The 26,221-nt window shown below is 69.0% G+C and carries 24 protein-coding genes and 1 tRNA gene; 17 read left to right on the forward strand and 8 right to left on the reverse strand.

The window, feature by feature from the left end; all coding sequences use genetic code 11:
• Positions 1 to 12: 12 nt before the first annotated feature.
• The 3 genes from VGZ23_18680 to VGZ23_18690 are packed head-to-tail and all read left to right on the forward strand — an operon-like array spanning position 13 to position 3,371.
• Positions 13 to 1,314 (forward strand): ABC transporter substrate-binding protein, encoded by a 1,302-nt coding sequence (locus tag VGZ23_18680; GenBank protein ID HEV2359620.1) that lies wholly within the window; start codon positions 13 to 15, stop codon positions 1,312 to 1,314.
• Between the two features lie 18 nt (positions 1,315 to 1,332).
• On the forward strand, positions 1,333 to 2,142 hold the full coding sequence (locus VGZ23_18685) for an ABC transporter ATP-binding protein (protein ID HEV2359621.1): 810 nt from the start codon (positions 1,333 to 1,335) through the stop codon (positions 2,140 to 2,142).
• Positions 2,142 to 3,371, forward strand: coding sequence for an AMP-binding protein (locus VGZ23_18690; GenBank protein HEV2359622.1), 1,230 nt, complete (start codon positions 2,142 to 2,144; stop codon positions 3,369 to 3,371). Before VGZ23_18685 ends, VGZ23_18690 begins: the two co-directional genes overlap by 1 nt.
• Before the next feature lie 27 nt (positions 3,372 to 3,398).
• Here VGZ23_18690 and VGZ23_18695 read toward each other — a convergent pair whose 3' ends face one another.
• From VGZ23_18695 to VGZ23_18715, 5 genes are all read right to left on the reverse strand, one after another.
• Positions 3,399 to 4,130 (reverse strand): ABC transporter ATP-binding protein, encoded by a 732-nt coding sequence (locus VGZ23_18695; protein HEV2359623.1) that lies wholly within the window; start codon positions 4,128 to 4,130, stop codon positions 3,399 to 3,401.
• Complete coding sequence (locus tag VGZ23_18700; protein HEV2359624.1) at positions 4,127 to 4,885, reverse strand: ABC transporter ATP-binding protein; 759 nt, start codon at positions 4,883 to 4,885, stop codon at positions 4,127 to 4,129. Before VGZ23_18700 ends, VGZ23_18695 begins: the two co-directional genes overlap by 4 nt.
• A 5-nt stretch (positions 4,886 to 4,890) precedes the next feature.
• Positions 4,891 to 5,925 (reverse strand): branched-chain amino acid ABC transporter permease, encoded by a 1,035-nt coding sequence (locus VGZ23_18705; protein HEV2359625.1) that lies wholly within the window; start codon positions 5,923 to 5,925, stop codon positions 4,891 to 4,893.
• The gene (locus VGZ23_18710; protein ID HEV2359626.1) at positions 5,922 to 6,785 is read right to left on the reverse strand and encodes a branched-chain amino acid ABC transporter permease; all 864 of its coding nucleotides are present in this window, start codon (positions 6,783 to 6,785) and stop codon (positions 5,922 to 5,924) included. Before VGZ23_18710 ends, VGZ23_18705 begins: the two co-directional genes overlap by 4 nt.
• Before the next feature lie 72 nt (positions 6,786 to 6,857).
• On the reverse strand, positions 6,858 to 8,105 hold the full coding sequence (locus VGZ23_18715; GenBank protein ID HEV2359627.1) for an ABC transporter substrate-binding protein: 1,248 nt from the start codon (positions 8,103 to 8,105) through the stop codon (positions 6,858 to 6,860).
• Positions 8,106 to 8,241: 136 nt separating this feature from the next.
• Between VGZ23_18715 and VGZ23_18720 the strand changes: the two genes are divergently transcribed.
• The 6 genes from VGZ23_18720 to VGZ23_18745 all read left to right on the forward strand — a co-directional run bounded on the left by VGZ23_18720 (position 8,242) and on the right by VGZ23_18745 (position 14,520).
• The gene (locus VGZ23_18720; protein ID HEV2359628.1) at positions 8,242 to 9,345 is read left to right on the forward strand and encodes a Zn-dependent alcohol dehydrogenase; all 1,104 of its coding nucleotides are present in this window, start codon (positions 8,242 to 8,244) and stop codon (positions 9,343 to 9,345) included.
• A gap of 103 nt (positions 9,346 to 9,448) precedes the next feature.
• On the forward strand, positions 9,449 to 10,693 hold the full coding sequence (locus VGZ23_18725; GenBank protein ID HEV2359629.1) for an FAD/NAD(P)-binding oxidoreductase: 1,245 nt from the start codon (positions 9,449 to 9,451) through the stop codon (positions 10,691 to 10,693).
• A 122-nt stretch (positions 10,694 to 10,815) separates the two neighbouring features.
• Positions 10,816 to 11,175 (forward strand): hypothetical protein, encoded by a 360-nt coding sequence (locus VGZ23_18730; protein ID HEV2359630.1) that lies wholly within the window; start codon positions 10,816 to 10,818, stop codon positions 11,173 to 11,175.
• 117 nt (positions 11,176 to 11,292) lie between these two features.
• Positions 11,293 to 12,648: a sugar ABC transporter substrate-binding protein gene (locus VGZ23_18735; protein ID HEV2359631.1), complete on the forward strand. Its 1,356-nt coding sequence runs from the start codon at positions 11,293 to 11,295 to the stop codon at positions 12,646 to 12,648.
• A gap of 193 nt (positions 12,649 to 12,841) precedes the next feature.
• A complete protein-coding gene (locus VGZ23_18740) occupies positions 12,842 to 13,657 on the forward strand; it encodes a sugar ABC transporter permease (protein HEV2359632.1) in 816 nt (271 codons plus the stop codon).
• Positions 13,651 to 14,520 (forward strand): carbohydrate ABC transporter permease, encoded by an 870-nt coding sequence (locus VGZ23_18745; protein ID HEV2359633.1) that lies wholly within the window; start codon positions 13,651 to 13,653, stop codon positions 14,518 to 14,520. Before VGZ23_18740 ends, VGZ23_18745 begins: the two co-directional genes overlap by 7 nt.
• 79 nt (positions 14,521 to 14,599) lie before the next feature.
• On the opposite strand, the gene VGZ23_18750 is transcribed toward VGZ23_18745, so the two are convergent.
• Positions 14,600 to 15,508 (reverse strand): LCP family protein, encoded by a 909-nt coding sequence (locus VGZ23_18750; GenBank protein ID HEV2359634.1) that lies wholly within the window; start codon positions 15,506 to 15,508, stop codon positions 14,600 to 14,602.
• 181 nt (positions 15,509 to 15,689) lie between these two features.
• Here VGZ23_18750 and VGZ23_18755 point away from each other — a divergent pair, with 181 nt between their 5' ends.
• The 6 genes from VGZ23_18755 (at position 15,690) to VGZ23_18780 (ending at position 21,709) form a co-directional block, all read left to right on the forward strand.
• The gene (locus VGZ23_18755; GenBank protein HEV2359635.1) at positions 15,690 to 16,379 is read left to right on the forward strand and encodes a DUF72 domain-containing protein; all 690 of its coding nucleotides are present in this window, start codon (positions 15,690 to 15,692) and stop codon (positions 16,377 to 16,379) included.
• Between the two features lie 21 nt (positions 16,380 to 16,400).
• Positions 16,401 to 16,476, forward strand: a tRNA-Glu gene (locus VGZ23_18760).
• An 875-nt stretch (positions 16,477 to 17,351) separates the two neighbouring features.
• A complete protein-coding gene (locus VGZ23_18765) occupies positions 17,352 to 18,890 on the forward strand; it encodes an ABC transporter substrate-binding protein (GenBank protein ID HEV2359636.1) in 1,539 nt (512 codons plus the stop codon).
• Between the two features lie 43 nt (positions 18,891 to 18,933).
• Entirely contained in the window at positions 18,934 to 19,857 is a 924-nt protein-coding gene (locus tag VGZ23_18770) for an ABC transporter permease (protein HEV2359637.1), read from the forward strand.
• Positions 19,854 to 20,699 (forward strand): ABC transporter permease, encoded by an 846-nt coding sequence (locus VGZ23_18775; GenBank protein ID HEV2359638.1) that lies wholly within the window; start codon positions 19,854 to 19,856, stop codon positions 20,697 to 20,699. Before VGZ23_18770 ends, VGZ23_18775 begins: the two co-directional genes overlap by 4 nt.
• A gap of 89 nt (positions 20,700 to 20,788) precedes the next feature.
• Positions 20,789 to 21,709, forward strand: a complete 921-nt coding sequence (locus tag VGZ23_18780) for a M23 family metallopeptidase (GenBank protein HEV2359639.1) — start codon at positions 20,789 to 20,791, stop codon at positions 21,707 to 21,709.
• Here the strand turns inward: VGZ23_18780 and VGZ23_18785 are convergent.
• Positions 21,706 to 22,179 (reverse strand): thiamine pyrophosphate-dependent enzyme, encoded by a 474-nt coding sequence (locus VGZ23_18785; protein HEV2359640.1) that lies wholly within the window; start codon positions 22,177 to 22,179, stop codon positions 21,706 to 21,708. The genes VGZ23_18780 and VGZ23_18785 overlap by 4 nt on opposite strands.
• A gap of 33 nt (positions 22,180 to 22,212) precedes the next feature.
• The gene (locus tag VGZ23_18790) at positions 22,213 to 22,902 is read right to left on the reverse strand and encodes an RraA family protein (GenBank protein HEV2359641.1); all 690 of its coding nucleotides are present in this window, start codon (positions 22,900 to 22,902) and stop codon (positions 22,213 to 22,215) included.
• 166 nt (positions 22,903 to 23,068) lie between these two features.
• Between VGZ23_18790 and VGZ23_18795 the strand changes: the two genes are divergently transcribed.
• Complete coding sequence (locus tag VGZ23_18795) at positions 23,069 to 24,235, forward strand: MFS transporter (protein ID HEV2359642.1); 1,167 nt, start codon at positions 23,069 to 23,071, stop codon at positions 24,233 to 24,235.
• A 101-nt stretch (positions 24,236 to 24,336) separates the two neighbouring features.
• Positions 24,337 to 26,202 (forward strand): Rieske (2Fe-2S) protein, encoded by a 1,866-nt coding sequence (locus VGZ23_18800; GenBank protein HEV2359643.1) that lies wholly within the window; start codon positions 24,337 to 24,339, stop codon positions 26,200 to 26,202.
• Positions 26,203 to 26,221 lie beyond the last annotated feature (19 nt).

A 26,221-nucleotide genomic window follows, 5' to 3' on the forward strand; every position in this document is an offset into this window, starting at 1 on the left:
GGAGGGATCTCGATGAGGACGCGTCGTCTGTGGAATGTCTCCGCAATGGCAAGTCTCGCGGCCATGCTGGCCCTGCTCATGGCGTCCGGACCGGCGCCGGGTGCCTCATCGGGCGGCGTGCTCAACGTTCCGATGCCGATCTACCGGACCGGTCCGTACGCGGCAGGGGGCAGCGGCTTCGCCGGCGGGCGCGAGGATTACTTTGCGCTGTTGAACTCCAAGGGCGGGCTCGACGGATTGAAGATTCAGTGGAGCGAGTGCGAAGACGCCTACGACACCGCCCGCGGCGTCGAGTGCTACGAGCGCACGAAGAAGGACATGGTGGCCGTCTGGCCCGCGAGCACCGGGATCACGTACGCGCTCGTCGACCGGACGATCAAGGACAAGGTCCCGATGATCACGCTCGGCTACGGACGGTCGGACGCCACCGACGGCAAGACCTTCCCGTGGATCTTCCCGGTGCTCGGCAACTACTGGAGCCAGGCGTCCAGTTTCATCCGGTACATTGCCGCATCCGTCGGCGGCGAGAGCAACCTCAAAGGCAAGCGGATCGCTCTCCTCCACCTCGACATCCCATACGGACGGGAGCCGATCCCGATGTTCCAGGACCTCGCGACGAAGTTCGGCTTCGAGTTCCGGAACTTCCCGCTGCCCGCGCCGGGGCTCGAGCAGACGCCGGCGTGGGTCGACATAGCCCGGCGGTTCCGCGCGGACTACGTCATCCAGTGGAACTTCGGCCAGTCGTGCACCGTGCCGTTCACGGCGATGCGCCAGGTCGCGTTCCCGATCGAGAAGTTCATGGGCGTGTGGTGGTGCGGATCCGAGGAAGACGTCCGGCCGGCCGCCGACCTGTCCAAGGGGTACGTCACTTCGAACTTCACCGGCGTCGGGCGGAACTTCCCGGTGATCCAGACCATCCTCGCGACCGTCTACAAGGACGGCAAGGGCAACATCGACGAGGCGCGCGTCGGCACCGTGTACTACAACCGCGGCGTGATCGAAGCCGCGATCTTCGCGGAAGCCGTCCACAACGGGATCAAACAGTTCGGCCTGCCCGTCACCGGCGAGAAGGTCCGCTGGGGACTGGAGCACCTGAACTTCACCGAGACCCGGCTGCACCAACTCGGGCTCACGGGGCTGATCCCGCCGGTTCAGACCACGCCGGACGATCACGGCGGCGTCTCGAGCGCGTACTTCCAGCGGTGGGACGGCAAGGCGTGGGTGCGCATTCCGGGGCTCTGGCAGCCGTACAGCGATCTGGTGCGGGCGCAGATCGCGAAGTCGGCGGCCGACTACCGCCAGCAGAAGCGGTAGGCGGGTCCCACGCTCGACGTGTCCGCCGCGCCGCTCCTCGACGTCAACAACATCGAGGTCGTTTACGACCGTGTGATCCTCGTGCTCAAGGGCGTCTCGATCGCGGTCCCCGAGGGGGGCATCGTCGCCCTCCTCGGGGCCAACGGCGCCGGTAAGAGCACGACCCTGAAGGCGATCTCGAATCTCGTCCGCGTGGAACGCGGGGCGGTGACGCGCGGCACCATCGAGTTTGCCGGCGGCCGCCTCGACACGTGCGATCCGGCGGACATCGTGCGGCGCGGTGTGGTGCAGGTGATGGAGGGCCGCCGGCCGTTCGAACACCTGACCGTCGAGGAAAACCTGCTGACCGGCGCCTACGTCCGTCGTGACGCGGCGGGCGTGCGCCGAGATCTCGAGACCGTCTACCGCTACTTCCCGCGCCTTGCGGAGCGGCGCCGCGTGCGGGCCGGCTATACTTCCGGCGGGGAGCAGCAGATGCTGGCGATCGGCCGCGCGCTCATGGCGCGGCCGCGCCTTATGCTGCTGGACGAGCCGTCGATGGGCCTTGCGCCGCTGCTCGTCGCGGAAATTTTCGACATCATCCTCCGGCTCAACCGCGAGGAGCACGTGGCGATCCTGCTCGCGGAGCAGAACGCGGCGCGCGCGCTCGAGATCGTCGAGTACGGCTACGTGCTCGAGAACGGCCGCATTGCCCTGGACGGCACGGCGGCGTCCCTTAGGGACAACGAGGACATCAAAGAGTTCTATCTGGGCCTCTCCGGGGCGGGACGGCGGCGCAGCTACCGCGAGGTGAAGCACTACCGGCGCCGCAAGCGATGGCTCTCCTGATGCGCGCGGATTCGCTCTACTCGCCCGACGAAGCCGACCCGTCCGATGTCCGCCTGGCCCGCCAGCTCCGGCGGCTGGGCGAGGTGCTCGCAGAGACGTCCGCGCCGGCCGCGCGGCAGGCGGCCCAGCAGGCGGGACTCCTCGATGGAACACCCACACTCGAGCGGCTGCGCCAGGTCCCCTTGCTCCGGAAGGAGGCCCTGCCGGCGCACCAGGCGAACGCCCCGCCGCTCGCCGGATGGGCGGCCCGGGAGCGGGTGCGCAAACTCTTCGCCTCGCCGGGACCGATCTACGAGCCGGAAGGCCCGGCGCCGGACCCCTGGGCCTGCGCGCCGGCTTTGCACGCGGCCGGGATCCGCGCGGGCGACGTGGTCCTGAACTCCTTCTCCTACCATCTGACGCCGGCCGGCTCCATCATGGAGGGCGGGCTGCTCGCGCTGGGCGCGGTCGTGATTCCGGGCGGCACGGGCAATGCGGAGATCCAGTGCCGCGCCGCGGCGCATCTGCGCGCCACGGGATACACCGGCACGCCGAGTTTCTTCGCGACGTTGTTGGGAAAGGCCGACGAATTGGGCATCACCCTTGCGCCGGAGGTGGCGCTCGTCTCCGCGGAGCCGCTGCCGGACTCGCTACGGCGGCGGTTCGCCTCGCGCGGGGTGCGCACGCAGCAGGCCTACGCCACCGCCGACGCGGGGATCATCGCCTACGAATGTCCCTGCACGAACGGGCTGCACGTCGGCGATCGCTGCCTCGTGGAACTCGTCGATCCGGAGACCCAGGCACCGGTGGGCGCCGGCGACCCGGGCGAGGTCGTGATCACGGTGCTCGATCCGACGTACCCGCTGCTGCGCCTGGCCACCGGCGATCTGTCCGTCTATGCCGGCGGTCCCTGCCGCTGCGGCCGGACCGCGCCGCGCCTGCGTGGCATCCTCGGGCGGACCGGTGACGCGGTCAAGGTGCGGGGGCTGTTTGTCCATCCCTCCACGCTCAAGTCGGCGATGGCGGGCCACCCGGAGGTGGCGCGATACCAGTTCGTCGTACGCCGCAGCGGCCACGTGGACGAGCTCATCGCCCGGCTGGAAGCGGCACGTTCCGATGACGCGCTCGCTCAACGGGTGCAGGCTTCGGTTCAGGACGCCACGCGTCTGCGGTCCGAGGTTGAGTTCGTGGCACCGGGCGCTTTAGCCGGCGCGGAGCGCATCCTCGTCGACGAGCGCCGCTGGTCCTAGTCCCGTGATCCTTAGAGGCCGGCGGCCTTAAACACCCAGGAACCGCGCCCGCACGTCGGGCGCGCCGTCGAGATCCGCGGGCGTGCCTTCGAACACCACGCGTCCCTTGTTGAGAACGTACAGACGGTCGGCCACGGCGTGGGCGAGCGCGAGGTTCTGCTCGACGAGGAGCACGCCCAGGCCCTCTGTGCGCATGTCCAGGAGAATATCCCGGACCTTCGCGACAAACAGCGGCGCGAGGCCGTCGCTCGGTTCGTCCAGAATGACGAGTCGCGGGCCCATCACCAGCGCGCGCGCAATCGCGAGCATCTGCTGCTCGCCGCCCGAGAGCAGCCCGGCCGGCTGTTGCCCCCGCTCCTGGAGGATCGGGAACCGCGCACACGCCCTGTCCACGGACCATCCGCCCGGGCGATCCGCGAGCGTGAGGTGCTGCCGCACCGTGAGGTCGGCGAAGATGCCCCGTCCCTGGGGCACAAGTGCGATTCCAAGCCGGGCCACGCGGTGCGGTGGCGTGCCGGTGATCGGCCGGCCATCGTACGCGATCCGGCCGCCGCGCGGGGGAGTGAACCCCATTACCGTTCGCACAGTCGTTGTCTTTCCCGCGCCGTTGCGGCCGACGAGGCACGTTATGCGGCCGGCCTCCACGTGCAGGGTCACGCCTTGCAGCACGTGGGACTCGCCGTAGTACGTGTGTACCGCCTCGAGATCGAGGAGCGGCGCAGGCGGAATGCCTGACGCGCCTCCGCCCGGGGGTGTCATACGTCGAGGCCCTCCCCGGTCCCGAGATAGACTTCCTGGACCCGCGGATCGGCCCGCACCGTTTCGGGGGTCCCGCAGGCGATCACTTCGCCGAGGTGCAGGACCGTGATCCGGTCCGCGAGCGCGAACACAACGTCCATGTCGTGCTCGATGATGACCACCGTCTGCCCGCGTCCGACGCGGTCCAGCAGAGCCGTCATGCGGGTGGTTTCCGCCGGCGACATTCCCGACGTCGGCTCGTCAAGGAGGAGGACGCGCGGACGTCCGGCCAGCGCAATTGCCACCTCGAGCTGCCGCTGCTCCCCATACGAAAGGATGCGCGCCGGCACCGCGGCGCGATCCGCAAGGTCCATCCGATCGAGCAGCGCTCGAGCGTGCTCCTCAAGGTCCGGCAGCCGGTGGACAGGCGTGAGCAGCCGCCGCGTTGCGGCCGTGTGGGCCTGGACGGCGAGGCGCACGTTCTCCAGCGTGGTCAGGCTGAACAGCAGATTGTTGCGCTGGAACGTGCGCGTGAGGCCTCTCCGGGCGATCTCGTGCGTCTGGAGGCCGGTGACCGGCTGGCCGAGCAGGTTCACGCGGCCGGACGTCGGCGTGAGTTCGCCGCTCACCACGTTGAAGAGCGTTGTCTTGCCGGCGCCGTTGGGACCGATGATCGCGTGGCACTCGCCGGCCGTGACGGACCACGATACGTCGCGAAGGGCTACCAAACCGCCGAACCGGCGCGTCACATGCTCGATCGAGAGGATCGCGTCCACGGGCCCTACGGCGCCGTGCCTTCAGACGATGAGGCCGGCGGGAGGGTCCCGGCCCCCGGATCGGCGATAGGAAGCCAGCGTAGCGACGCGCCGAGCCGCGTCAACAGGCCGGCCAGACCGCTCGGTGCCGCCAGCACGACGAGAATGAACGCGGCGCCGAGGATCAGCGTCCAGCGCTCCGTATACGAACTGGCCAGATTTTGCAGGAGCAGGACCGCGGCGGCTCCGGCGGCGGGCCCGGCGAGCGTGCCGGCACCGCCGAGCAGCACCATCACGAGCACCTGCCCAGAGGTCGTCCAGTACAAGACATCCGGCGAGACGAAGCCGTTGTAATACGCATACAGCGCGCCGCTCAGCGCCGCGGCCGAGCCTGCGATGACGAAGGCGACGAATTTGAGCCGGAAGGTATCGTATCCCATCGCGCGCATCCGGCCTTCATTCTCACGCACGCCGGCGAGCGCCGCGCCGAATGGAGACGCCGTGATCCGCCCCAGCGCGGCGGCCGTCAGCCCCGCGAGCAGCAGGACGAAGTAGTAGAAAGGCACGACGCCGCCGAGGTCGACGCCGGGCACCGCCGGCCGTGGAATGCCAGACAGGCCGTTGGTCCCGCCGGTCACACCGGCCCATTCGTGGGCCACGGCGAAGGCCATCTGCGCGAACGCCAGCGTGAGCATGAGGAAATAGACGCCGGCGGCCCTCAACGCGAACACGCCGATGATCGCGGCGGCGGCCGTGCCGGCAACAATCCCGGCCGGCAGCGTCGCGGCCAGCGCGACGATCCCGTGCGTGCTGAGGAGGGCGACGGTGTAGGCCGCCACGCCGAAGAACGCGGCGTGGCCCAGCGACACGAGCCCCGTGTAGCCGACGAGCAGGTCAAGGCTCATCGCGAAGGTGGCAAAAACGAGAATCTCGGTCACCGTGGTCGCGGCGAATCGCGAGCCCGTCAACGGCAAGAGCACGAGCGCCAGCGCGATCACGGTCCATGCGATTCGCCGGCCGGGCCCGCGGAGGAACGCGGGCGCGCCGTGCGCGCGGGTCATCGCGCCCGTCCTCCAAAGAGGCCGGAGGGTCGTGCGAGCAGGACCGCCGCCATCACGAGGTAGATGACGACGAGCGCGGCCTGGGGCACGAGCACCTTTCCAAACGTCTCGGCCTCGCCGATGAGCAGGGCGCCCCAGAACGCGCCGCTGAAGGTGCCCAGTCCGCCGACGACGACCACGATGAGCGTCACGATGAGCGTCTCGAAATCGACGCCGGGGAATACGCCCAGGATGGGGGCGGCCGCTACGCCGGCCAGTCCGGCCAGCCCGGTGCCGAAGGCAAATACGCCTGTGAACACCGCCGCGATGTCGATCCCGAGCGCCTGGGTCATTTCCCGATTCGCCACGCCGGCCCGAACGATCGCGCCCAGGCGCGATCGGACGAGGCCGAGCCAGAGGCCCAGGCCGAGCGCGGCGCCGGCGCCGATGACGAACAGACGATAGACCGGGAACAGCGTGCCCAGGACGACGACCGACTGATCCAGACCGCGGGGCGCGGGCAGGGATTGAACGTCGGCCCCCCACAGCCAGCGCGTGACGTCGGTGAGGACGAACGCGAAACCAAACGTGAGCAGGATCTGATCGAGACGCGTGCGCCGGTACAGCGGGCGTAGAAAGGGCCACTCGAGCAGGAACCCGGCGCCGGCGGTCAGGAGCGGTGCCAGCGCGAGTGCGAGCCAGAACGAGCCGGTCCACCGCACGATCGAGAGGCCCAGGTACGCGCCGAGCAGGTAGAAGCCGCCGTGGGCGAGGTTCACGACCTCCATGAGTCCGAAAATCAAGGAGAGGCCTGCCGCCAGCAGAAACAGCAGCATGCCGTAGGCGCACCCGTTCAGCGCCTGCAGGAGGTAGAACGTCACGGGGCCGCGTCCTGCGGCCGGACGCGTGCCGCCGCCGGCGTCACGCGGTGCGCCATCGGACCGGGCGGGCCCTTACTTGCCCGGGTCGGCGATCCGGCCGAGGTTGACGAACGCGACGTTCGCGATGTCCCGGCCGACCTGCCGGACCTGCCGGACGTAGACGTTCTGGATCACGTTGTGCGTGTTCGGGTCGAACTCGAACTGGCCCCGCGGGCTCGCGAACCGGACCCCGGCCATCGCCTCGATGAGCCGATCCTTGTCCGCGGTCGTGCCGCCGGTGCGGTTGAGTCCCTCGACGATCACGCGCGCCGCGTCGTAGCCCTGCATCGCGAACACGCTGGCATCGCGCTTGAAGCGCGCCTTGTACGCACGGGTGAAGGCGAGGTTCTCGGGGTTTTGCAGCGTGAGCGCCCAATGGAGCGGGCTGTAGATGCCGAGCGCCGCCGGGCCCTCGGCCGGGAGCACGTCTTGCTCCACCATGAACCCCGCCCCGGTCGTCCGGCTCGTCTTGGTCAACCCGTACTGCTGCGCCGCCTGGAGAAACCGCACCGCATCGCTGCCGCTGTAGAAATTGTAGGTCGCCTCCGCGCCGAGTTTCTGCACCTGCGCGATATACGGCGCATAGTCCGTGTTGTTGAGCGGCGGGAGCACCTCCCCGACGACCCGGCCGCCCGCCGGGACGAACGTCTCCTTGAACGCCGCGAGGGACTCGGTGCCGAAGCCGTAGTTCGCCGCGGTCAGCACCGCGGCCCGGGCGACGTTGTCGTAGAACCATTTGCCGAACGGCGCGCTCACCTGCCACGATGTGAACGAGACTCGGAAGATGTACGGACTCCGCCGCGCGCGCGTCAACAGATTGCCACCGGCGTTGCTCACGACGAGGATCGTCTTGCTGCTGTGCACCATGTCCCGGATCGCGTACGCGGTGGGCGTGGCGACGATCCCGGTGAGGAAGTCCACGCGGTCGGCCTCGATGAGCTTGCGCGCCTTGCGGACGCCGACCTGAGGATCGATCTCCTCATCCTCGCGGATCCACGTGATCCGCCGGCCTCCGGCCGTCCACCCCACGCTATCCAGGTACAGCGTCATCCCGGCCGTGATGTCTTCACCGAGTTGTCCGTAGACCTTGGAGTACGAGACGAGCAGGCCGACCTTGACCGGGCCGGCCGCCCGGACCGCCGGGACCCCGAACCCGCGCGCGCCCGGTCTTCCGACTCCGGCGAACGCCGCGCCGGCCAGGCCGATGCCGGCCGCCGCCCCACGCAGGAGCGTGCGGCGTGACATCGTCTTCTGCGAGCCCACCGTCCGACCGTCTGCCATCTGTCCCACCCCCCCCGGAGGCTACTCCGGCCTGACGCATGAAACCTGCGCGCCGCCACCTCCACCGGCGACCTCCGTGGTCGTGTTCTGAGGGAGATCGGAGGGCGCGGAGAGAACTGGCGGGTGGTGGTGCCTGATGAAGACGAAGGCCGCGGTGCTGTTCGAGGTCGGTGCCAAGCTCGAAATTCGGGACGTTGAGGTCGATCCTCCGCAGGCCGGAGAGGTGCTCGTCCGGATGGCGGCCGCGGGCGTGTGTCACACCGACCTGCACGTCATGACCGGTCATTTGCCCGCGCCGCTCCCGGCGGTGCTTGGACACGAGGGTGCGGGGATCGTCGCGGAGGTGGGGCCCGGCGTTGGATCCGTCCGGCCGGGAGACCACGTCATTCCGATGTGGCGGCTGAGTTGCGGGGAGTGCGAGTACTGCACCGGGGGACGTCCGGCGCTCTGCTCAGCCGGCACGGAGATCCGGACGACCGGGCGCCTCCTGGACGGCACCACACGCTTCGCGCTCGGAGATCGGGAGATCAAGCATTTCTGCGGCGTGTCGAGCTTCTCGGAGTTCTCCGTGATCCCCGAGCGGGCGCTGATCAAGATCCCCGACGACCTGCCCCTCGACCGGGCCGCCCTCTTCGGCTGCGCGGTGATCTGCGGGGTGGGCGCGGTGTTCAACGCGGCGCGGGTCAGGCCGGGGAGCCGCGTCGCCGTCTTTGGCGCCGGCGGGGTCGGCCTTAACGTCATCCAGGGGGCCGCGCTCGCGGGCGCGGGGCAGATCATCGCCGTGGACCTGCTGGACGGCAAGCTGGAGCACGCCCGGCGGTTCGGCGCCACGCATACCGTGAACGCGTCGTCCGGAAACCCGGTGGAGCAGGTCCGGGCGCTCACGGGGGGGCGGGGCGTGGACTACGCGTTCGAAGCGATCGGCGTCCCCGCCGTCATGCGCCAGGCGTACGACACGCTGGCCAAGCGGGGAACGGCGGTTATCATCGGGGTCACGCCGATGACCGCGGAGGTCTCCCTGCCCACGATGCCGCTTGTCTTCGAGGAACGCACCCTGACAGGATCGCTGTACGGGGCGAGCCGTCCCCGCACCGACATCCTGATGCTCATCGATCTCTACCAAGCGGGCAAGCTGAAGGTCGACGAATTGCTGACGCGGACGTATCCGTTTGACGAGATTAACGAGGCATACGGCGCGCTCGAACGCGGCGCGGTGGCACGGACTGTCGTCATCTTTTGACCGCGCCAGCCCTGACGTCGCCGGTGCCGCAAGGCCGCCGGCCAATACCGTCAGCGCTCACCAAGCGCGCTTCAACGGCGCCCTATGAGGGGGGGGATTCGGCGTGGCCGGTAAGATGATCGCGGTGCTCGGCGGCGGCGTGGGAGGGCTGATGGCCGCGAACACGCTGCGGCACCTGCTCCCGCGGCAGCACCGCGTTGTGCTGATCGAAAAGGATCACCGTCACGCGTTCGCACCGTCCTTCCTGTGGTTAATGGTTGGGGCGCGCCGCGAGGATCAGATCGTCCGGGACCTGCGCACGCTCATAGTCCCGGGGGTCGAACTCGTCGGGGCCGAGGTCTCGAACATCGACCTGGCCAACCGCCGTGTCGAAACGACCGGCCAACCCATCGGTTACGATTACCTCATTCTGGCCCTGGGCGCCGAGTACGCGCCGGACGCCGTCCCGGGGCTGGACCCGACGGCGCATACCTTCTACACCGTAAGCGGCGCCGCGAGGTTGCAGCAAGCCCTCCAGGCGTTCCCCGAAGGAGAGGGCAGAGTCGCGGTCGCCGTGTGTGGGATGCCCTACAAGTGCCCGGCCGCACCGTACGAAGGGGCGATGTTGATCGCCGACTATTTTCACCGCCGGGGTCGTGGCCGGCGAGTCGAGGTGCATCTCTACACGCCCGAGCCGCAGCCAATGCCGGTCGCCGGTCCGACGCTGGGCGGGGCGGTCCAAGAGATGCTCAGTGCACGGGGTGTGGTCTTTCATCCGCTGCACAAGGTCACGGCGGTGGACGGCCCCGCAAAGCGGCTGCAGTTCGAGGGACGCGAGCCCGCGGGGTGTGATCTGTTGGTAACGGTGCCGCCGCATCGCAGTCCGCGGGTCGTGCGCGAAGCGGGCCTGACAAACGACGCCGGCTGGGTGCCGGTCGATCGGGCAACGCTCAGAACGGGGCATGAGCACGTCTACGCGGTCGGCGACGTGACGGCCATCCCCATCCCCGGACGCTGGAAGGCCGACGTGCCGTTATTGCTACCGAAGGCCGGGGTCTTCGCCCACGCCCAGGGCGAAGTCGTGGCCCGCCGGATCGCCGCGGAGCTCACCGGCGCACGGCCGGCGGACTTCGACGGGTACGGGTACTGTATGCTCGAGGCCGGCGGGGGGATCGCCGGAATGGCCTTTGGGAACTTCTTCGCCGAGCCCAGCCCGCAGGTTCGGCTGGGGCGGCCGGGGCAGGTCTGGCACTGGGGCAAGGTGCTCTTCGAGCAATGGTGGCTCACACCCATGGGGGCGCGGCGCAATGCCCTGAGGGCCGCCATGGTGCTCGGCGCGCGGTCCCTGGGTCTCCGGGCCGTGGCGTGAAGACGCGCCTTTGGGGTGTGCGCGGGGTGTGAGACGAGCGGCGACGGCGCTCGGCGTTGGCTAAGCGCGCGTGCTGTCAGGGAGCATGTTGCCGGTCCACTCGATGACTGGGGGGATGACAAGTGGAGAAGCTTCGGACGCCTTTGCTGGTGAGTGCGATCTACGTACTGCTGATTGGTCTTTCCACGCTGACGCCGGGGCTTGTGCGCGCCGTATTCGGCTACGATGTCAGGGATGCGGGAGTCCTCTTAGTTCTGTCGGCCACTTTCCTGGGATTCGGGGTGGTTCTATGGGGGATCGCCGGCGAGCCAGAGAAATATGGGGCCCTCGCGATGTCTGTGTTTATTGCCCTCGTCATCGCGATCGTGTTCCTGCTGTGGGGATGGCTGGCACACATGTTCACCGCTAGGAATGTTCTCATTCCGGTCATCATCGACATCGTGCTGGCAGCCTGGATCTGGTCGGCGAGACCACAATCGTGACGACGGGTCCACCGTCCCGCGGCAGGGCTTCCGCGCGCAGGGGTGAAATGCCGCCCGGACGGCGCATGCATCCGCGCCCGTAGGTATCCTGTCGGCAGGCCTAGGGGGGTGGAACACATGGCATCGGAACGGCACCGAAGCATCTTGCCGGGCACGATGACCCGGCGCGACGCGTTACGACTCGGGGCCGGCGCGGCCGCCGCATTGGCGATGGCGCCCCTCGCGCCCACCCCGGCGCGAGCCGAGACCGTGAACTGGCAGAGGTACAAGGGCACCACGCTGTCGCTCCTCTTCTACAAGCACCCGTGGGTGGACGAGATCCAGAAGTACTTCCCCGAGTTCGAGTCGCTCACAGGCATGAAGCTGCAGGCGGAGGTCATCCCCGAGGTTCAGGGCCGCGAGAAGCTCGTCGTACAGATGACGGCCGGCGCCGGCGATATCGACGCCTGGCATGCGAGCATGCACGTGGAGAAACGCCGGTTCTGGAAAGCGGGATGGTTCCAGCCGGTCAACGGCTACCTCACCGACAAGAGCCTCACCGCGGAAGACTACGCCTGGAACGACGTGATCAAGGGAGCGGTCGAGGCCGTCACGCAGCCGGACAAGACGCTCAGCGCCCTGCCGACCTTCCCCGATCCGTTTGTCTTCTTCTACCGGAAAGACCTCTTCGACCAGAAAGGCTGGGGACCGCCGAAGACCCTGGACGAGGTGGAGGCCCGCGCCAAAGCGCTCCACAACCCGCCGAACATGTACGCCTTCGTGATGCGGGGGCTGAAAAACGCAAACGCCACGCCATGGGCGTTCGTGCTGTACGCGATGGGGGGCAAGTATCTCACGCCGGACCGGAAATCGGCGATGAACACGCCTGAGTGGATCAAGAGCATGGACTGGTATGCGGGCATGCTCCGGAGATACGCGCCGCCCGGCGTCGTCAACTTCAACTGGTATGAGTGCAGCGCGGCGTTCATCCAGGGGCAGGTCGCCATGTATGTCGACGGGGTGAATTTCGCGAACCAGTTCGAGGATCCGGCCAAGTCGAAGGTCGTGGGCAAGGTCGGGTACGCGCCGCTGCCGGCGGGGCCCGCGGGACGCTTCGCACCGACGTTCACCAACGCGATGGCCGTCAGCGGCCAGAGCAAACACAAAGAAGCGGCGTACCTCTTCTGCGAATGGGCCACCAGCAAGCGCAGCTGCAGCCGCGAACTGCTAGGCGGCGTCGGGGTCGCCCGCGCCTCGACCTGGGGACTGCCCGAGATCAAGGTGAAACCAAAGATGCCGCTCAGCTGGTACCAGGCCTACCAGGAGAGTCTGAAGTTCAGCCGCGCCGGACTCCCAGAAATCGTCGATGTGACACAATACCGGGACATCATCGGCGTCGCGATCCAGAAGGCCATCGAAGGAGCCAAGTCGGCGGACGTTATTGCCGAGGCGCACAAGCAGTTTCAGCAGATGCTGGCCGAAACCGAGCGATAAGTGAGTCTCATGGGAAGAGCCTGACCCGTCTGTCCGGCCGCGGGTCCTTCCGGCGGCGGGTCAGGCTCTGACAATGGCCGGCACCCGTGTTGTCCGTTCGCCCGCCGTCCCGGTTCGTTTGGGATTTGGCGAGCGCTGCGCACGGTTCGCCCACCGCCACGCCCGGTTTATTTTCCCTGCGCCGGCGGTGGCGGTGGTGGCGCTCATCATCGTCTATCCGGTGCTGTACACGGGATGGATGAGCCTGCACGAATGGTACGCCTCCAGCCTGACGCCGCCGAGGTTCGTCGCGCTGGCGAACTACGGGCGCCTGCTCATCGCCGACGTGAGATTCCACGAGGCGTTCTACCGGACGCTGTACTTCGCCGCGCTGGTGGTGGCGGCGGAGACGACGCTCGGCGTCGCGATGGCGCTGCTGTTCAACCGGGAATTCTGGGGCCGCGGACTCGTCCGGACGCTCTCCATCCTTCCGATGGTGGCGACGCCCACCGCGATCGCCCTCATCTTCGTCATGATGTACCATCCCACGCTTGGCGTGATGAACTACCTGGCGGCCCACGCTGGCCTCGGACCGCTCAAATGGACCTACAGTAGCCACACGGCGCTCTACGCCCTCGCGCTTGTCGACGTGTGGGAGTGGACGCCGCTCGTGATGCTCATCGCGCTCGCAGGCCTCGCGGCTCTGCCGAAAGAGCCGTACGAATCGGCGGTGATCGACGGGGCCACCGCGCTCAGGATCCTGTGGCACATCACGCTGCCGCTGCTGCGCCCCATCATCATCGTCGCGGTGCTCTTTCGCGCCATCGACGCAATCAAGACGTTCGACATCATCTTCGTGATGACGCAGGGGGGCCCATCGAACGCCTCGGAGACGATCAACCTGCTCCTCTTCAACCAGGCGTTCGCATACTTCAACATCGGCTACGCTTCGTCGATGGCCGTGGCGCTGTTCGCGATCGTCATGGGGGCATCGCTCATCTTGATGAAGGTGCGGCGAACGGAATGGTAGCGGCCACCCCCCCTTCCCGGACGATCCGGCCCGCACAGCGGTCCCGCGCGCTCGGCGCGGTCAGGACGGCCGGCTACTATGCCGTCGTGTGCGTCGTCATGCTGCCGACGGTCTTCGTGTTCTACTGGATGGTGACGCTGTCGCTGAAGACTCAGGTGGAGGCGGCGGGCTATCCGCCGCACTTCTTCCGGTTCGCCGTGACGCTCACGAACTACGCCGAGGTGTTCCAGAAGAATCCGTTTCCCCAATACGTCTGGAACAGCTTCGTGGTGGCCGCCGGCAGCACGCTCGTCGGCTTGGCCGTAGGGTTGCCCGCGGCGTTCAGCATCGCCCGGTGGCGGCAACAGGGGCTCGCCCTCACCGTGCTGGTCGCCCGGATCATCCCCGGCATCAGTTACCTGATCCCTTGGTACGTGCTGTTCCGACGGTTCCACATGGTGGATACCTATCAGGCGCTCATCCTCACCCACCTCGTGGTCGGGCTCCCGCTCATCATCTGGGTGATGGTCGGCTTCTTCGAGGACGTGCCCCGCGATCTGAGTGAGGCCGCCTTGATCGACGGGTGTTCGTACTACGGGGCGTTCCGGCGGATTGCCCTCCCGCTGGTGGGGCCGGGGATCGTGGCCGCGGCCATCCTGAGCTTCATCTTCTCGTGGAACAACTTTTTGTTCTCGGTGATCCTCGCAGGCCGGCACACCCGGACGCTGCCGATCGCGGTGTTCAACATGATCAACTACGAGGAGATCAGTTGGGGCCCGCTCGCCGCCGCGGCGACGATGATCACGGTGCCGGTGATCATTCTCACCCTCGTCGTGCAGCGGCACATAGTCTCGGGCCTGACTTTCGGGGCTGTCAAACAGTAGGGAAGGGCGGCCGGTTGGCGCCCTCCTCTCTCGGTGCGGCACCGACGCGGTGTTGGGGGCCGGGATTGTCCGGCCTTGGCTACGGTTTCGGGTCCGGAAGAACGCCCGTCAGCAGCCACCGCACTTTCGCCCGTAGATCCTCGTTGTTCGGCACCCAGAAGTCGAGCCGGGACCGCGCCAGCGAATCGTACAGGACCGCCGGATGGCCGTCGATCGACTCGGCGCTGATTTCGTCCGGGGTCAGCGGCTGAACACGCTGGAGCCATCCCAGGATCTGCGAGGTGGTGAGATCGGTTTCCACGTCGCCGCGCGCGGTCTGGATGATCTCCGGCATCCGGATCACGACCGACGGCTTGTGCGTCTGCTCCACCGCCGCCCGAAGAAAGCGCTGCTGGCGCCGGATCCGGCCGATGTCCCCCTCGGGATCGTTCCGGAACCGGAGGTACTGTTCGGCGTGCGCGCCGTCGAGGAGCTGCGGCCCGGGATAGAGGTTGATGAAGAGTCCCTGCTGCCGGTCCGTATACACCATGCGCTTCTCGACGTCGAGCGGGACGCCGCCGAGCAGGTCCACGATGTGGCGCATGGCCGGCAGGCTGAAGACGACGTAGTGCGCGACCGGAACGTTGAGGAGCTTGACGACCGCGGCCCGGGCGCGGCCGACGCCCCCGGTGGAGTACGCATGGACGAGCTTGGTATTGCTGATCCCCGGCAGGGAGATGTTGATGTCGCGCGGGACGCCGAGGATGCGGACGCGGTGGTGCGCGTCGTCCCAATGGATGACCTCGATGGTGTCGGTGCGGTGGCGGTCCTGCGTCAGTCCGACGACGAGAAACCGAGCGTCCCCGCGCGGAATGGCGGCCGGTTGAACGGGGGGCGCCCCCGCTTCCTTGGTGCTGCGGGTCCGCGGCGCCCATGGGACCACGAGCAGCGCGATCAGGACGAAGGCTGCGATTCGGCCGAGTAGCCGCGGGTTGAAGTGTATGTTCACTAATGATAGTGTCCGGAATGGCTCGACGGTAATTCGCGCACCGGGGTAGGGTACCCTGCGGCGGCGCGAAATATTTCGGACATGACCTTCATATTCTTCATGGTTGTCATGCCTCACAGGTTACGGCCGCCGTGCCCGGCGCGGTCCGCGTACCGCGTGCCGTCCGGGGAACGATCGGCACGTGGGGAGCGGTGACCGCCGGCGCGAGGCCGGCGGTGAGGCGGCGACGCGGTTCCTTATCGGGACCTCCGGGTGGAACTACCCGCACTGGCTGCGACGATTCTATCCCGCAACGCTACCGCAGCACGCCTGGCTGAGCCACTACGCCCGGCACTTTCGCACGGTGGAAGTGAATTATACGTTCTATAAGTTACCCACAACGACCGAATTCGCCGCCTGGCGCCGGGCCGTCCCGAGGTCGTTCACCTTCGCGGTCAAGGCCAGCCGGTTCATCACACACATCAAACGGTTGCGCTCGGCGCGCCCCCCGGTGCGGCTGCTCCTCGCCCGCGCCGCGCCGCTGGCGGCCACGCTCGGCCCGATTTTGTTCCAGTTGCCGCCGACGATGCAGTTCGACGCCGAACGCCTCGTCGCGTTTCTCGCGGTCCTGCCGGCCGGACGGCGTTACGCGATGGAGTTCCGGCACGAATCGTGGCACCGCGACGAGGGACGGTACACCGACGACGGTCTGCGGCGGTGGGCGGAGCGGCTTCGCGAGATCAGCGAGGGTGCGCGGACGGCATACGTCTACTTCAACAACGACCAGCAGGCCTACGCGGTCCAGAATGCCGCGCGGCTCGCCGAGCTACTGCCGCTTCCCTCGCCGCCTCGGCCGCCTCGACGTTCGGTTGCCGCGGGATCGTGCGGCTGATATACTCGAGTCCTGCCGGACGGCCCCATCGTCTAGAGGCCTAGGACGCGGCCCTCTCAAGGCCGAAACGGGGATTCGAATTCCCCTGGGGCCACCAGCGACGATCCTGAGATGTCCCGAACCCGGGCGGGTGGCGTCGCCTCTCCGCCGGCCGTGAATGTTAGCGGATCTCCGTCCGCGCCGTCCAGGAACGCCGCCTCCAGGTCCACGACACTGAGCTCCAGTCGCGAGGCCACCGCGGCAACGTCCTGCTCCACGGACCGTTGGGCCTGCTGGAACGTGTGGTGCGTTTCACCGACCAGCCGATCCGCTTCGGCCCGCAGGCGGGCCAACCAGGCCGCGGTTCGATGCCTCGCGGCCCCCACGATCTCGTCCGCGTCCTGCCGGGCCTTCCGGACGATCTCCGACGCGTCCCTCCGGCCGGTCTCGACGATATCGCCGGCCGCCGTTTCCGCCCGGGCGACGATCGTCTCAGCTTCCGCCCGTGCGGTCCGGACGACGTCCTCCGCGCTCTTCTGCGCGGTCAGCAGGGTGCGGGCGATCAGGGACTCCTCATCGCGTCGGCCGCCGGCAACCTGCGCGGCGGGTTTCGCGTCGGCCGGCGCCCCAGGCCCCGACTGACGCGGGGGAGCCGCGGTCACCGGCGGCGCCGATGCGGTTGCATCCTGGTCGCGCCGCGAGCGCGACGCATGCCGGACCATGCCTCCCCACAAACGGTAGATTCCGGCCCCCGAAACCACAATTCCCACGATCAAGACGACAGAGCCGAAGATGCCCAAGACGTCATTCACGGTCGCCCTCCCGTTTGCGGCCGAGACACTGTTCGCCGAATGCCCATGTCATGCACATTTCCGGCGCCGGGGAGGACATGCCGCCGGCCCGATGCAGGGAGGCCGTCGCCCCGAAGCAAACAGACGCGGCGGGACGGAGACACACAAAGCGTCCCGACACCATCACACGGAGGCCCGGGGGATGAACAGGCGTGCGGTGCTCGTGCTCGCTCTGTGCGCAGCCATGACGATCGGGACCGGCGGCGCGGTCAACGCGCAGTCGCCCGCCCAGAGCCGCGGACGGTCGCTCGTGATCGTCCAGGGTCAGGACCCGCAGAACTGGGACCCGATCGCGACGTTTCTGCTGTCGTGGGGGGCGGTGGGCTGCCAGATCTTCGACGGGCTGGTCGATCGCGGATCGGACCTTCGCCTGCGCCCCGGTCTGGCCACGAGCTGGTCCACACCGGACGACGGGCTCACCTGGATCTTCAAGCTCCGTCAGGGCGTGACGTTCCACGACGGCGAGCCGTTCAACGCCGCGGCCGTGAAGTTCACATTCGACCGGCTGCTCGGGCCGGAAGGCGCCAAGGGCCCGCAGCAGGGCAACTACACGTCGATCGACCACGTTCAGGTGGTCGATCCCGCCACGGTGAAAATGGTGATGAAGGTCAAGGACCCCGTCATCATCACGAAGCTGGCCGGGTACGGCGCGATGGTCGTGCCGCCCAAGTACGTTCAAGAACACGGCGGCGCGTATTTCGGCGCGAACCCGGTCGGCACCGGCCCGTTCAAGTTCGTCGAGTACCGCAAGGACGATCATCTCACGCTGGCCGCCAACAGCGCGTACTGGAACGGCGCGCCGCGCGTGTCGGCGCTGACCTACCGGTTCGTGCCCGAAGCCGCGACGCGGGTCGCCGAGCTGCAGGCCGGGCGCGCCGACATCGCGTCGGGGGTCCCGGTGAGCCAGTCGAGCGTCGTCAAAGGCGACCCGAACCTCGTGCTGCTCCCGGTCGGGAGTCCGACGGTCGTCGAGATCCGCTTCGATCCCTCGAAGGCGCCCGCCGGCGACGCGCGGTTTCGCAAGGCCGTGGTCGCGGCCATCGACGTTCAGAAGATCATCGACACGATTCTGCAGGGATACGGGCATCGGGTGTCCACGTTCCAGAGCCCGCTCTCGTTCGGCGACGACGCGTCGCTCAAGCCCTACCCGTACGATCCGGCCCACGCGAAGCAGCTGCTGGCCGAAGCCGGGGTCAAGCCCGGCGCCGACGTGTCGCTGAGCTTCCCGAGCAACAACGCCGACTTCCGCGAGGCGGGCCAGGCGATGGTGAGTTATCTCGCGGCGGTCGGCCTCAAGCTGACCCTCGTACCGGTCGAGCAGGTGACATACTTTAGCGACGTGATCCCGCACGCCAAGACCGGCCAGATCTACGAGTTCGGCTGGGGCGGGTGGACGCTCGACTTCGACAACACGGCCTATCTCCTCTACCACAAGGGCCAGTACTGGAACCCGGTGTTCACCGACGCCGACGTCGAGAAGTACCTCCAGGCCGAGCGCACCACCAACGACCGGAAGGTCCGGTTGAAGGCGTTCTTGAGTCTGGACCGGCGCCTCTACGACCTTGCGATCGACTTCCCGCTGTGGCAGAGCGTGAATCTGTGGGGCGCGAACAAGCGGGTCCAGGGGTTCGTGGCACCGCCCGACGACCGGATGCGGCTCGCCGCGGTCTCCGTGAAGTAGCCTCGGCGATCGGGCCCTGGGTTCTCCGGCCTAAATTCGGCCAGTGATCCAGTTCCTCGCCGCGAGGGCGGGAGGCGCGCTCGCCGTCCTGGCGGCGATCACGCTCTTTGTCGCGTTCGGTATCCGGTTGAGCGGCGATCCCGCGGTCGTCTTGTTCGAAGGCTCGGCGCCGAGCGCCGAGGACATCACGCGGATCCACCGGGCGCTCGGCACCGACCGCCCGTTCCTCGCGCAGTACACGACGTTTCTAGGCGAGGCGCTCCGCGGCAATCTCGGGACGTCGTTTCGAAGCGGCGAACCCGTCGGCGGCCTGATCCGGGAGCGGGCAGGCGCGACGCTCGCCCTGGCCGTCGGCGGGATGGTGGTCGGGCTCGCGGCGGCGTTCCCGCTCGGCGCCTACGCGGCGATGCATCGCAATGCGCTGGCGGATTTCCTGATCCGGGTCGGAAGTCTGCTCGGCCTGTCCTTTCCGAACTTCTGGCTCGGCATCATGCTCATTTTGATCGTCGCCGTGCGCCTGCGGTGGCTGCCGCCGTCCGGCTACAGCGGGCCCGGATCGCTCGTACTGCCGTGCACGACGCTCGGCATTATCCTCGCCAGTACGCTCGTGCGGCTCGTCCGGGCGTCGCTGCTCGACACGCTCGGGCAGCCGTACATCCGCACCGCCCGCGCGAAGGGCCTGCGTGAGACCCGCGTCGTCGTGCGTCACGGCCTACGGAACGCGCTCTTGCCGGTCGTGACGTTCGTCGGCCTGCAGTTCGGCGCCCTGCTCGGCGGGGTCGTCGTCCTCGAGAACGTCTTCGCGTGGCCCGGCCTGGGCCGGCTGGCCCTTCAGGCCGTCACCTACCGCGACTATCCCGTGGTGCAGGGCGTGGTGGTCGTGCTCGCCCTGGTGGTCGTCCTGATCAACCTCCTCGTGGATCTCAGCTACGGTCTGCTGAATCCGCGGGTGCGCCTCGGATCGTGACGCCCGTCCGCCGTCCGCCGATCGGGCTGCGGCTCACGCTCCTCGTCGGTCTCGGCCTGGTTGTCCTTTCCGCGCTCGCCGCGATCGGCGCACCGGTCCTCGCGCCGCACGCGCCCGAGGCCGCGGATCTCGGCGCGCGTCTCCTGCCGCCGGCGTGGCTCCGCCCGGGAACCCCGTATCTACTGGGGACCGACGCGATCGGGCGGGACCTGCTGAGCCGCATCATCTATGGATCGCGGATCTCGCTCGAAGTCGGCGTCCTGAGCGTCGCCGCGAGCGGCCTCGCGGGAACCTGTCTCGGGCTCCTCGCCGGCTACTACGGCGGGTGGTGGAGCGAGCTCGTGATGCGGACGGCCGACCTTCAGCTGAGCTTTCCGTTCATCCTGTTCGCCATCGTCGTGATCGCGGTGCTGGGACCGGGCCTGAGCCGCATCGTGCTGGTGCTGGCGGTCACGCAGTGGGCGTTGTACGCGCGGCTGGTGCGAAGCGAGACGCTGGCGGTGCGGGAAACTGACTACATTCACGCCGCGCGTGCGATCGGCCTGGCCGACCGGCGCATCATCTGGAAACACGTGCTGCCGAATGCGCTCGGCGCGGTGTCCGTCCTGGCCACGCTGAGCGTCGCCAACAACATCCTGCTCGAAGCGGCCCTTACGTTCCTCGGGCTCGGCGTCGACCCGTCGATTCCGTCCTGGGGCGGGATGCTGGCCGACAGCCGCAATTACATTCAAACGGCGTGGTGGGACTCGACGTTTCCCGGGCTCGCGATCATGCTGACGGTCATGGGGTTCAACCTCGTCGGGGACTGGTTGCGCGACCGGTTGAGCCCCGAGGCGGCCTAGCCGGCAATCTGGGAAGAACCCGAACGGGAAGGAGTTCGCAAGTGCGACACAGTCCTGCACGCTGCCCGGCCGGCGCGGAGATGCGGGAGATGACGCCCGGCCGCCGCTCGCATCCGCCGCTCCCGCGGCGCGTCGCGCGATGGGCCCTGACCGCCGCGCTCCTGCCGCTGGTGGCGGCGGTGATCCTGCCCGCCGCGGCGCCGGGCGCCGCGGCGGGCACGCTGACGGTCACCCCGGCCGCTCCCGTGCAGGGAGACACACTCGCGATCGTGGTCCACGCGGCTCCCGGCTCGAAGATCACGGTGCGGTTCGGCGGGGCATCCTTGCCGGTGTTTGTGGTGGGGGAGGGGACGTGGCGGGCGCTGCGCGGCACGGACCCGGACACCCCGCCGGCGTCCTACGTCGTCACCGCCAAGATCATCCCGCCCAACAGAGCCGCCGTGTCGCTGCTCCAAACGGTGCGGGTCGCGCGGAAACAATTTGCCGAGCGGCACCTGACGCTGTCGCCGGGGACGATGGGCCTCATCACCCCGAAGAACCTCGCGATCGAGCGGGACGCGCTTGACTCGGTACTCGGCCGGCGCACGCCGGAGGCGCTGTGGCGCGGGCCGTTCGTGGCGCCCGTCGAAGGACCGATGGATTCGCCGTACGGCTACCAGGGTTTCTACAACGGGGTCCGCGAGTGGTGGCACCAGGGCGTGGATTTCGACGTGCCGGCCGGCGCGCCGGTCACCGCACCCAACGCCGGGATCGTCGTGCTCGCGCGGGCCCTTCCCCTCGGCGGCAACACCGTCGTGCTCGACCACGGCCAGGGCGTCCTGACCGAATACCTGCATCTATCCGCGTTCACCGTGCAGGCCGGCCAGCGCGTGGCACAGGGTGACCTGATTGCCCGCATCGGGGCCACCGGTTTGGTGACGGGCCCCGGCCTGCATTGGGGACTCTACGCCGATGGCCACTGGGTCAATCCGTTGTTCTGGATGACATCACGGCCCGGTCTGACAGACTAGGGGACGGCCCCGCCGACGGTTTGAGCGGCGACCCCGAAGCTCCGGGCGAAGCCGGGAATGTCGATCGGCGGGGCGTCGAGGTCCATCCCTACCAGGCGGTCCGGCGGCACGGTCCCTCCTTTATATGCGGCCATGCCGGACTTGAGCACCTCGTAGGCCCGGTTGTCGACCACAAGGACCGTGACCGGAATGTGGTAGCGCGCCGCGGTCCACAATGCCTGGACCGTGTACATCAACGACCCGTCGCCGATGGTACAGATGACCCGCCGATCGGGCCAGGCCATCTGCGCGCCGAGCGCGGCAGGGAGGCCGAGGCCCAGAGAGCCGGCGGCGATCCCCAGGTAGGACCGTTCGGTGCGCAACGGCAGGTACCGGTCGACGATGCGCGCGGCCGTCACGGCCTCGTCGACCACCGTCGTCCGGTCGTCCATCGCCTCGCCGAGGATCCGGTAAGCGCACGCGGCGCTCATCCGCTCGCCCGGCCTGGGCAGCGCCGCCGCCGCCTATCTCCGCCTGAGGTAGATCGCCTCGAGGCCTTCGCGCGTGAAGTCGGGACGCCGGCAGTAGGCGAGGACTTCCTGCTCGGACTGATTCACCCGTTCGACCGCGTCGTCGAGCCGGCCGGCGACCACGTGGGGAATCGCCAGCACGCCGTGCCGGTCGCCGTGCAGCAGGTCGCCGGGGCGCGCCGGCAGGCCGTCGATCTCGACCGGGCCGCCGACGTCGACGAGGTGGACGTAGGCGTGGGAGACCACGACGCTCCCGGCGAAAAAGTGGAAACCGAGGGCCCGGACCTCGTCGAGGTCCCGCACCCCGCCGTTCGTGACGGTGCCGACGCAGCCGAGCGCGTGATGAATCGTGCTCTGCACCTCGCCCCAGAACGCGCCGATCCCCGGTGGATCGTCGAGGTCCTGGATCACCACGATCCGCGGCGCCGGCGTCGCTTCGACCGCGCGCCACAGCGCGGCGCGGCGGGCGGTGGCGTCGGCGGGCGGGGCCTGGCTCGCGCGGCACGTCGCGGTCACGGCGTAGCCGACCATGGGGCCGAGATCGGGAAAGATGCAGCGAACCCGTCCGGCCGTGAAGCCGGCCGTCCGCGGCCGGACGTTGAACGTTTCGATCGCGTTGGCGAGCGTCGGCGTCGTGTACGTGCGGAGCCGAGCGAGCGCGTCGGGTCCGAGCGGCTGGGGCATTCGTGCCTCCGTCGGCGCGAGGTGGGTTGCCCGCACACATTCTGGCGGCCGGACGTAGAGACCTCCCCCGCGCACGCGACGCCCGGCGGGAGAATGCGGGATGCGGCGGTGGACGCCGTAGGCAGGGGACGACGCGATCGCACAGTGGCAGAAAAACCTGTACTCGTTGTGGGCCGCCCAGTTTCTGGCGATGGTCGGCCTCACGCTGATCGTGCCGTTCATGCCCCTCTACATCGGTACGCTGGGGGTGCGCCGGCCCGAAGACGTCGAGCGGTGGAGCGGCATTCTGTTCGCGGCGCCGTTCCTTGCGCAAACCCTGATCGCGCCCCTGTGGGGCGTGGTCGGCGACCGTTACGGGCGCAAGATCATGGTGCTGCGTGCGCTCACCGGCATCGGCGTCACGAACATGCTCGCCGCGGCCGTCGGCGCGGTCTGGCAACTGCTCGCGCTGCGCATGGTGCAGGGCGGCGTGAGCGGCTTCGTGGCCGCGACGAACGCGCTGGTGTCGTCCTCGATTCCGCGCGATCGCCTGGGCACGGTGATGGGCCTGCTCCAGTCCTCCCTGACCGCGGGCGGCATCATCGGTCCGCTGATCGGCGGCGCGCTGGCCGATGCGATCGGGTTCCGGTGGGTCTTCGTCGTCACCGGGCTGATGTGCTGGATGGGGACCGGCGTCGTGCTGGTCGCGACGCGTGAGCCCGCGCCGCCGCAGTCCAGCGCGCGCGGGCCGGGTGTACGCGATAATCTGGCCTTCTTTCTCCGGTCGCCGGTGCTGCGGACCGTAGGGCTGCTCCTGTGCACCAGCAACCTCGCGGTCATGGCGATCGAACCGATTTTTCCGATCTTTGTCGGCACCCTCGGGGTGCCGGCGGGGCGGGTCGCGACGGTGGCCGGCGTGCTGTTCTCCGCGACGGGCTTCGCCTCGATGGTGGGAGCCGCCATGTGGGGCCGGGTCTCGGACCGCGTCGGCGAAGGCCGGGTCCTCGGCTTGGTCTTCTCCGGCGCCTGCGTCGCCTACATCGCGCAGGCCGCGGCACGGGGTCCGCTGACGTTGTTTGTGCTGCGCGTCGCGCTCGGCTTGGCGGTCGGGGGCCTGATGCCGCCGCTCTACGCGATCGTGGCGCGCCGGACGCCGCCGGAGCGCCTCGGCGGGATCATGGGCCTGACCAGCAGTTCGATCATGATCGGCAATCTGGTGGGGCCGATCGCCGGCGGGGTGTTCGCGGCCGCCGCCGGCATCCGGCCGGTGTTTGTGGCGTCCGGCGCGCTGCTCGGCCTCGCTGCGCTGGCCACGCGCGGGCTGGCGTCCGTCTCCGAGGCCGGCAGCGAGTAGGAACCTGTCCTAACGGCCGGGGATGGTGGTCCAAGGGGCCGGTGCGCGGTGCCCGTCGCCGTGGTGTGATGGTCGAGAAGAGGCACATCGTGGAGGGGCGCATGGAGACTCCGGTGCGGCAATGGGTGCGGGCGGCGCGGGCCGCCGACGTGCAGGCCGCCGGGCGCCTCGCGGTGTCCGTCGACGGACACACGATCGCGCTCTTTGCGTGGGACGGCCGCCTGTACGCGGTGGATAATCGTTGTCCTCACATGGGCTTCCCGCTGGATCGCGGTACCGTCGCGGACGGCATTCTCACCTGCCACTGGCATCACGCGCGGTTCGATCTTGCCGGCGGCGGCACGTTCGATCAGTTCGCCGACGACGTGCGGGCATATCCGGTCGAGGTGCGCGGCGGGGACGTCTACGTCGATCTGTCGCCGCGGGGGGACCCGGGCGCCCACCACCGCCGGCGTCTTCGCGACGGCCTCGAGCGTGACATCCCGCTGGTCATCGCGAAGGCCGCGCTCGTCCTGGCCGGCGACCCCGCTGATCGCGGGGCAGGCCCCGTTCGTCACGGGCCAGGCCCCGCTGATCGCGGGGCGGATCCGGCGACCGACGCCCCGTCTGGCGCGGGGCAGGCGGTCCGGATCGGCCTCGACTTCGGCACCCGGTACCGCGCCGGGGGATGGGGGCAGGGCCTCACCATCCTCACGTGCTACGCGAACCTCCTGCCGCACCTCGACGCCCCGGACCGGCCATGGGCGCTCTACCACGGCCTGAGCGCGGTCGCCCGGGATACCGATGGAGCGGCGCCGCGGTTTGCGATCGCCCCGCTCCCGGACGGCTCCGCGGACATCGACCGGCTCACCGGCTGGTTCCGGCGGTTCGTGGAGGTGCGCGACGCCGAGGGCGCCGAGCGGTGCATCGTGTCCGCGGTGCGCGCCGGCGGGGACGGGGCGGCCCTTGCGCGGATGCTGTTCGCGGCCGCCACGGACCACCGCTTCATCCAGATCGGGCACGTGCTCGACTTTACGAACAAAGCCTTCGAAGCCCTCGATCTCGCCGGATGGGCCCACGCCGAAGCGACGCTCGCCAGCCTCGCGACGGCCTACGCGGCCGCCGATCGGATGGAAGAGTCGAATGCCTGGCGCCATCCCATCGATCTGGTCGCCATCGTGGAAGCGGCCGCGGACCGACTCCCGGCGGCGCTCGAGGCGGGTCGCGGGCGGCGCGCGGCCCCCGACTCTCGCGGGGCAGGCGGCCCTGACGGTCTCGGCGCGGCCCCCGGCGGGGGGCAGGACGGGCTGGGGCCCGTGCTGCTCGCCGACGACCCGCAGGCGATCGCGGATGCGCTGCTCGACGCGCTGCGCGACGGGACGGATCCCCTCGACGTCGCCGGCGCCGTGGCGTATGCGGCGGCGCTTCGCATCGCGCAGTTTCCACAGTCCAACGAGTTCGGCGACTGGGACACCGCACTCCACACGTTCACGTTTGCCAACGCCGTGGAGCAGGGGCTGCGCCGGAGCGGTTCGGTGCCGCTCCTGCGTGGGATCTTCGATGCCGCGATGAGCGTGTACCTCGACCGGTTTCTCAACGTCCCGCCGGCGCGGCTGCCGGACCCGGATCCGGCGGCGCCCGCCGACCTCCTCGCCGCGCTCGGCGCCGCGCTCGACCGCCAACAGCAGGTGACGGCCGGCGCGCGCCTCGTTGTCACCCACGTGGCCCGCGGCGGCTCGGTGGAACGCCTGCTCGCGACGCTCGGGCACCTGCTCGTGCGCGAAGACCGCAACTTCCACACCATCCAGATGGTGGAAGCGGCCGTCCGTCAATACGCCGGCCTGCGTGCCAAGCCCGACGGCGCCGTTGTCCTGATTGCGGCCGTTCGGTATCTTGCGGCCCACGCCCCGACGGTGCGGGCCGAAGGCCAGACCTTTGACATCGCCCGGCGCCTCAATCGCGGGGAGCGTCTCTTCGAGGGGGACTGAGCCCCGCCGTGCCACACGT

It is taken from the genome of bacterium, from assembly GCA_035945995.1.
In the GTDB taxonomy this organism is placed as follows: domain Bacteria; phylum Sysuimicrobiota; class Sysuimicrobiia; order Sysuimicrobiales; family Segetimicrobiaceae; genus DASSJF01.

Excerpts from the sequence above, each read along its gene's own strand:
- VGZ23_18680 (HEV2359620.1), top strand. The coding sequence starts at position 13 with ATGAGGACGCGTCGTCTGTGGAATGTCTCCGCAATGGCAAGTCTCGCG.
- VGZ23_18690 (HEV2359622.1), top strand. The coding sequence starts at position 2,142 with ATGCGCGCGGATTCGCTCTACTCGCCCGACGAAGCCGACCCGTCCGAT.
- VGZ23_18695 (HEV2359623.1), bottom strand. The coding sequence starts at position 4,130 with ATGACACCCCCGGGCGGAGGCGCGTCAGGCATTCCGCCTGCGCCGCTC.
- VGZ23_18705 (HEV2359625.1), bottom strand. The coding sequence starts at position 5,925 with ATGACCCGCGCGCACGGCGCGCCCGCGTTCCTCCGCGGGCCCGGCCGG.
- VGZ23_18715 (HEV2359627.1), bottom strand. The coding sequence starts at position 8,105 with ATGGCAGACGGTCGGACGGTGGGCTCGCAGAAGACGATGTCACGCCGC.
- VGZ23_18720 (HEV2359628.1), top strand. The coding sequence starts at position 8,242 with ATGAAGACGAAGGCCGCGGTGCTGTTCGAGGTCGGTGCCAAGCTCGAA.
- VGZ23_18735 (HEV2359631.1), top strand. The coding sequence starts at position 11,293 with ATGGCATCGGAACGGCACCGAAGCATCTTGCCGGGCACGATGACCCGG.
- VGZ23_18745 (HEV2359633.1), top strand. The coding sequence starts at position 13,651 with ATGGTAGCGGCCACCCCCCCTTCCCGGACGATCCGGCCCGCACAGCGG.
- VGZ23_18765 (HEV2359636.1), top strand. The coding sequence starts at position 17,352 with ATGAACAGGCGTGCGGTGCTCGTGCTCGCTCTGTGCGCAGCCATGACG.
- VGZ23_18780 (HEV2359639.1), top strand. The coding sequence starts at position 20,789 with ATGACGCCCGGCCGCCGCTCGCATCCGCCGCTCCCGCGGCGCGTCGCG.
- VGZ23_18785 (HEV2359640.1), bottom strand. The coding sequence starts at position 22,179 with ATGAGCGCCGCGTGCGCTTACCGGATCCTCGGCGAGGCGATGGACGAC.
- VGZ23_18790 (HEV2359641.1), bottom strand. The coding sequence starts at position 22,902 with ATGCCCCAGCCGCTCGGACCCGACGCGCTCGCTCGGCTCCGCACGTAC.
- VGZ23_18800 (HEV2359643.1), top strand. The coding sequence starts at position 24,337 with ATGGAGACTCCGGTGCGGCAATGGGTGCGGGCGGCGCGGGCCGCCGAC.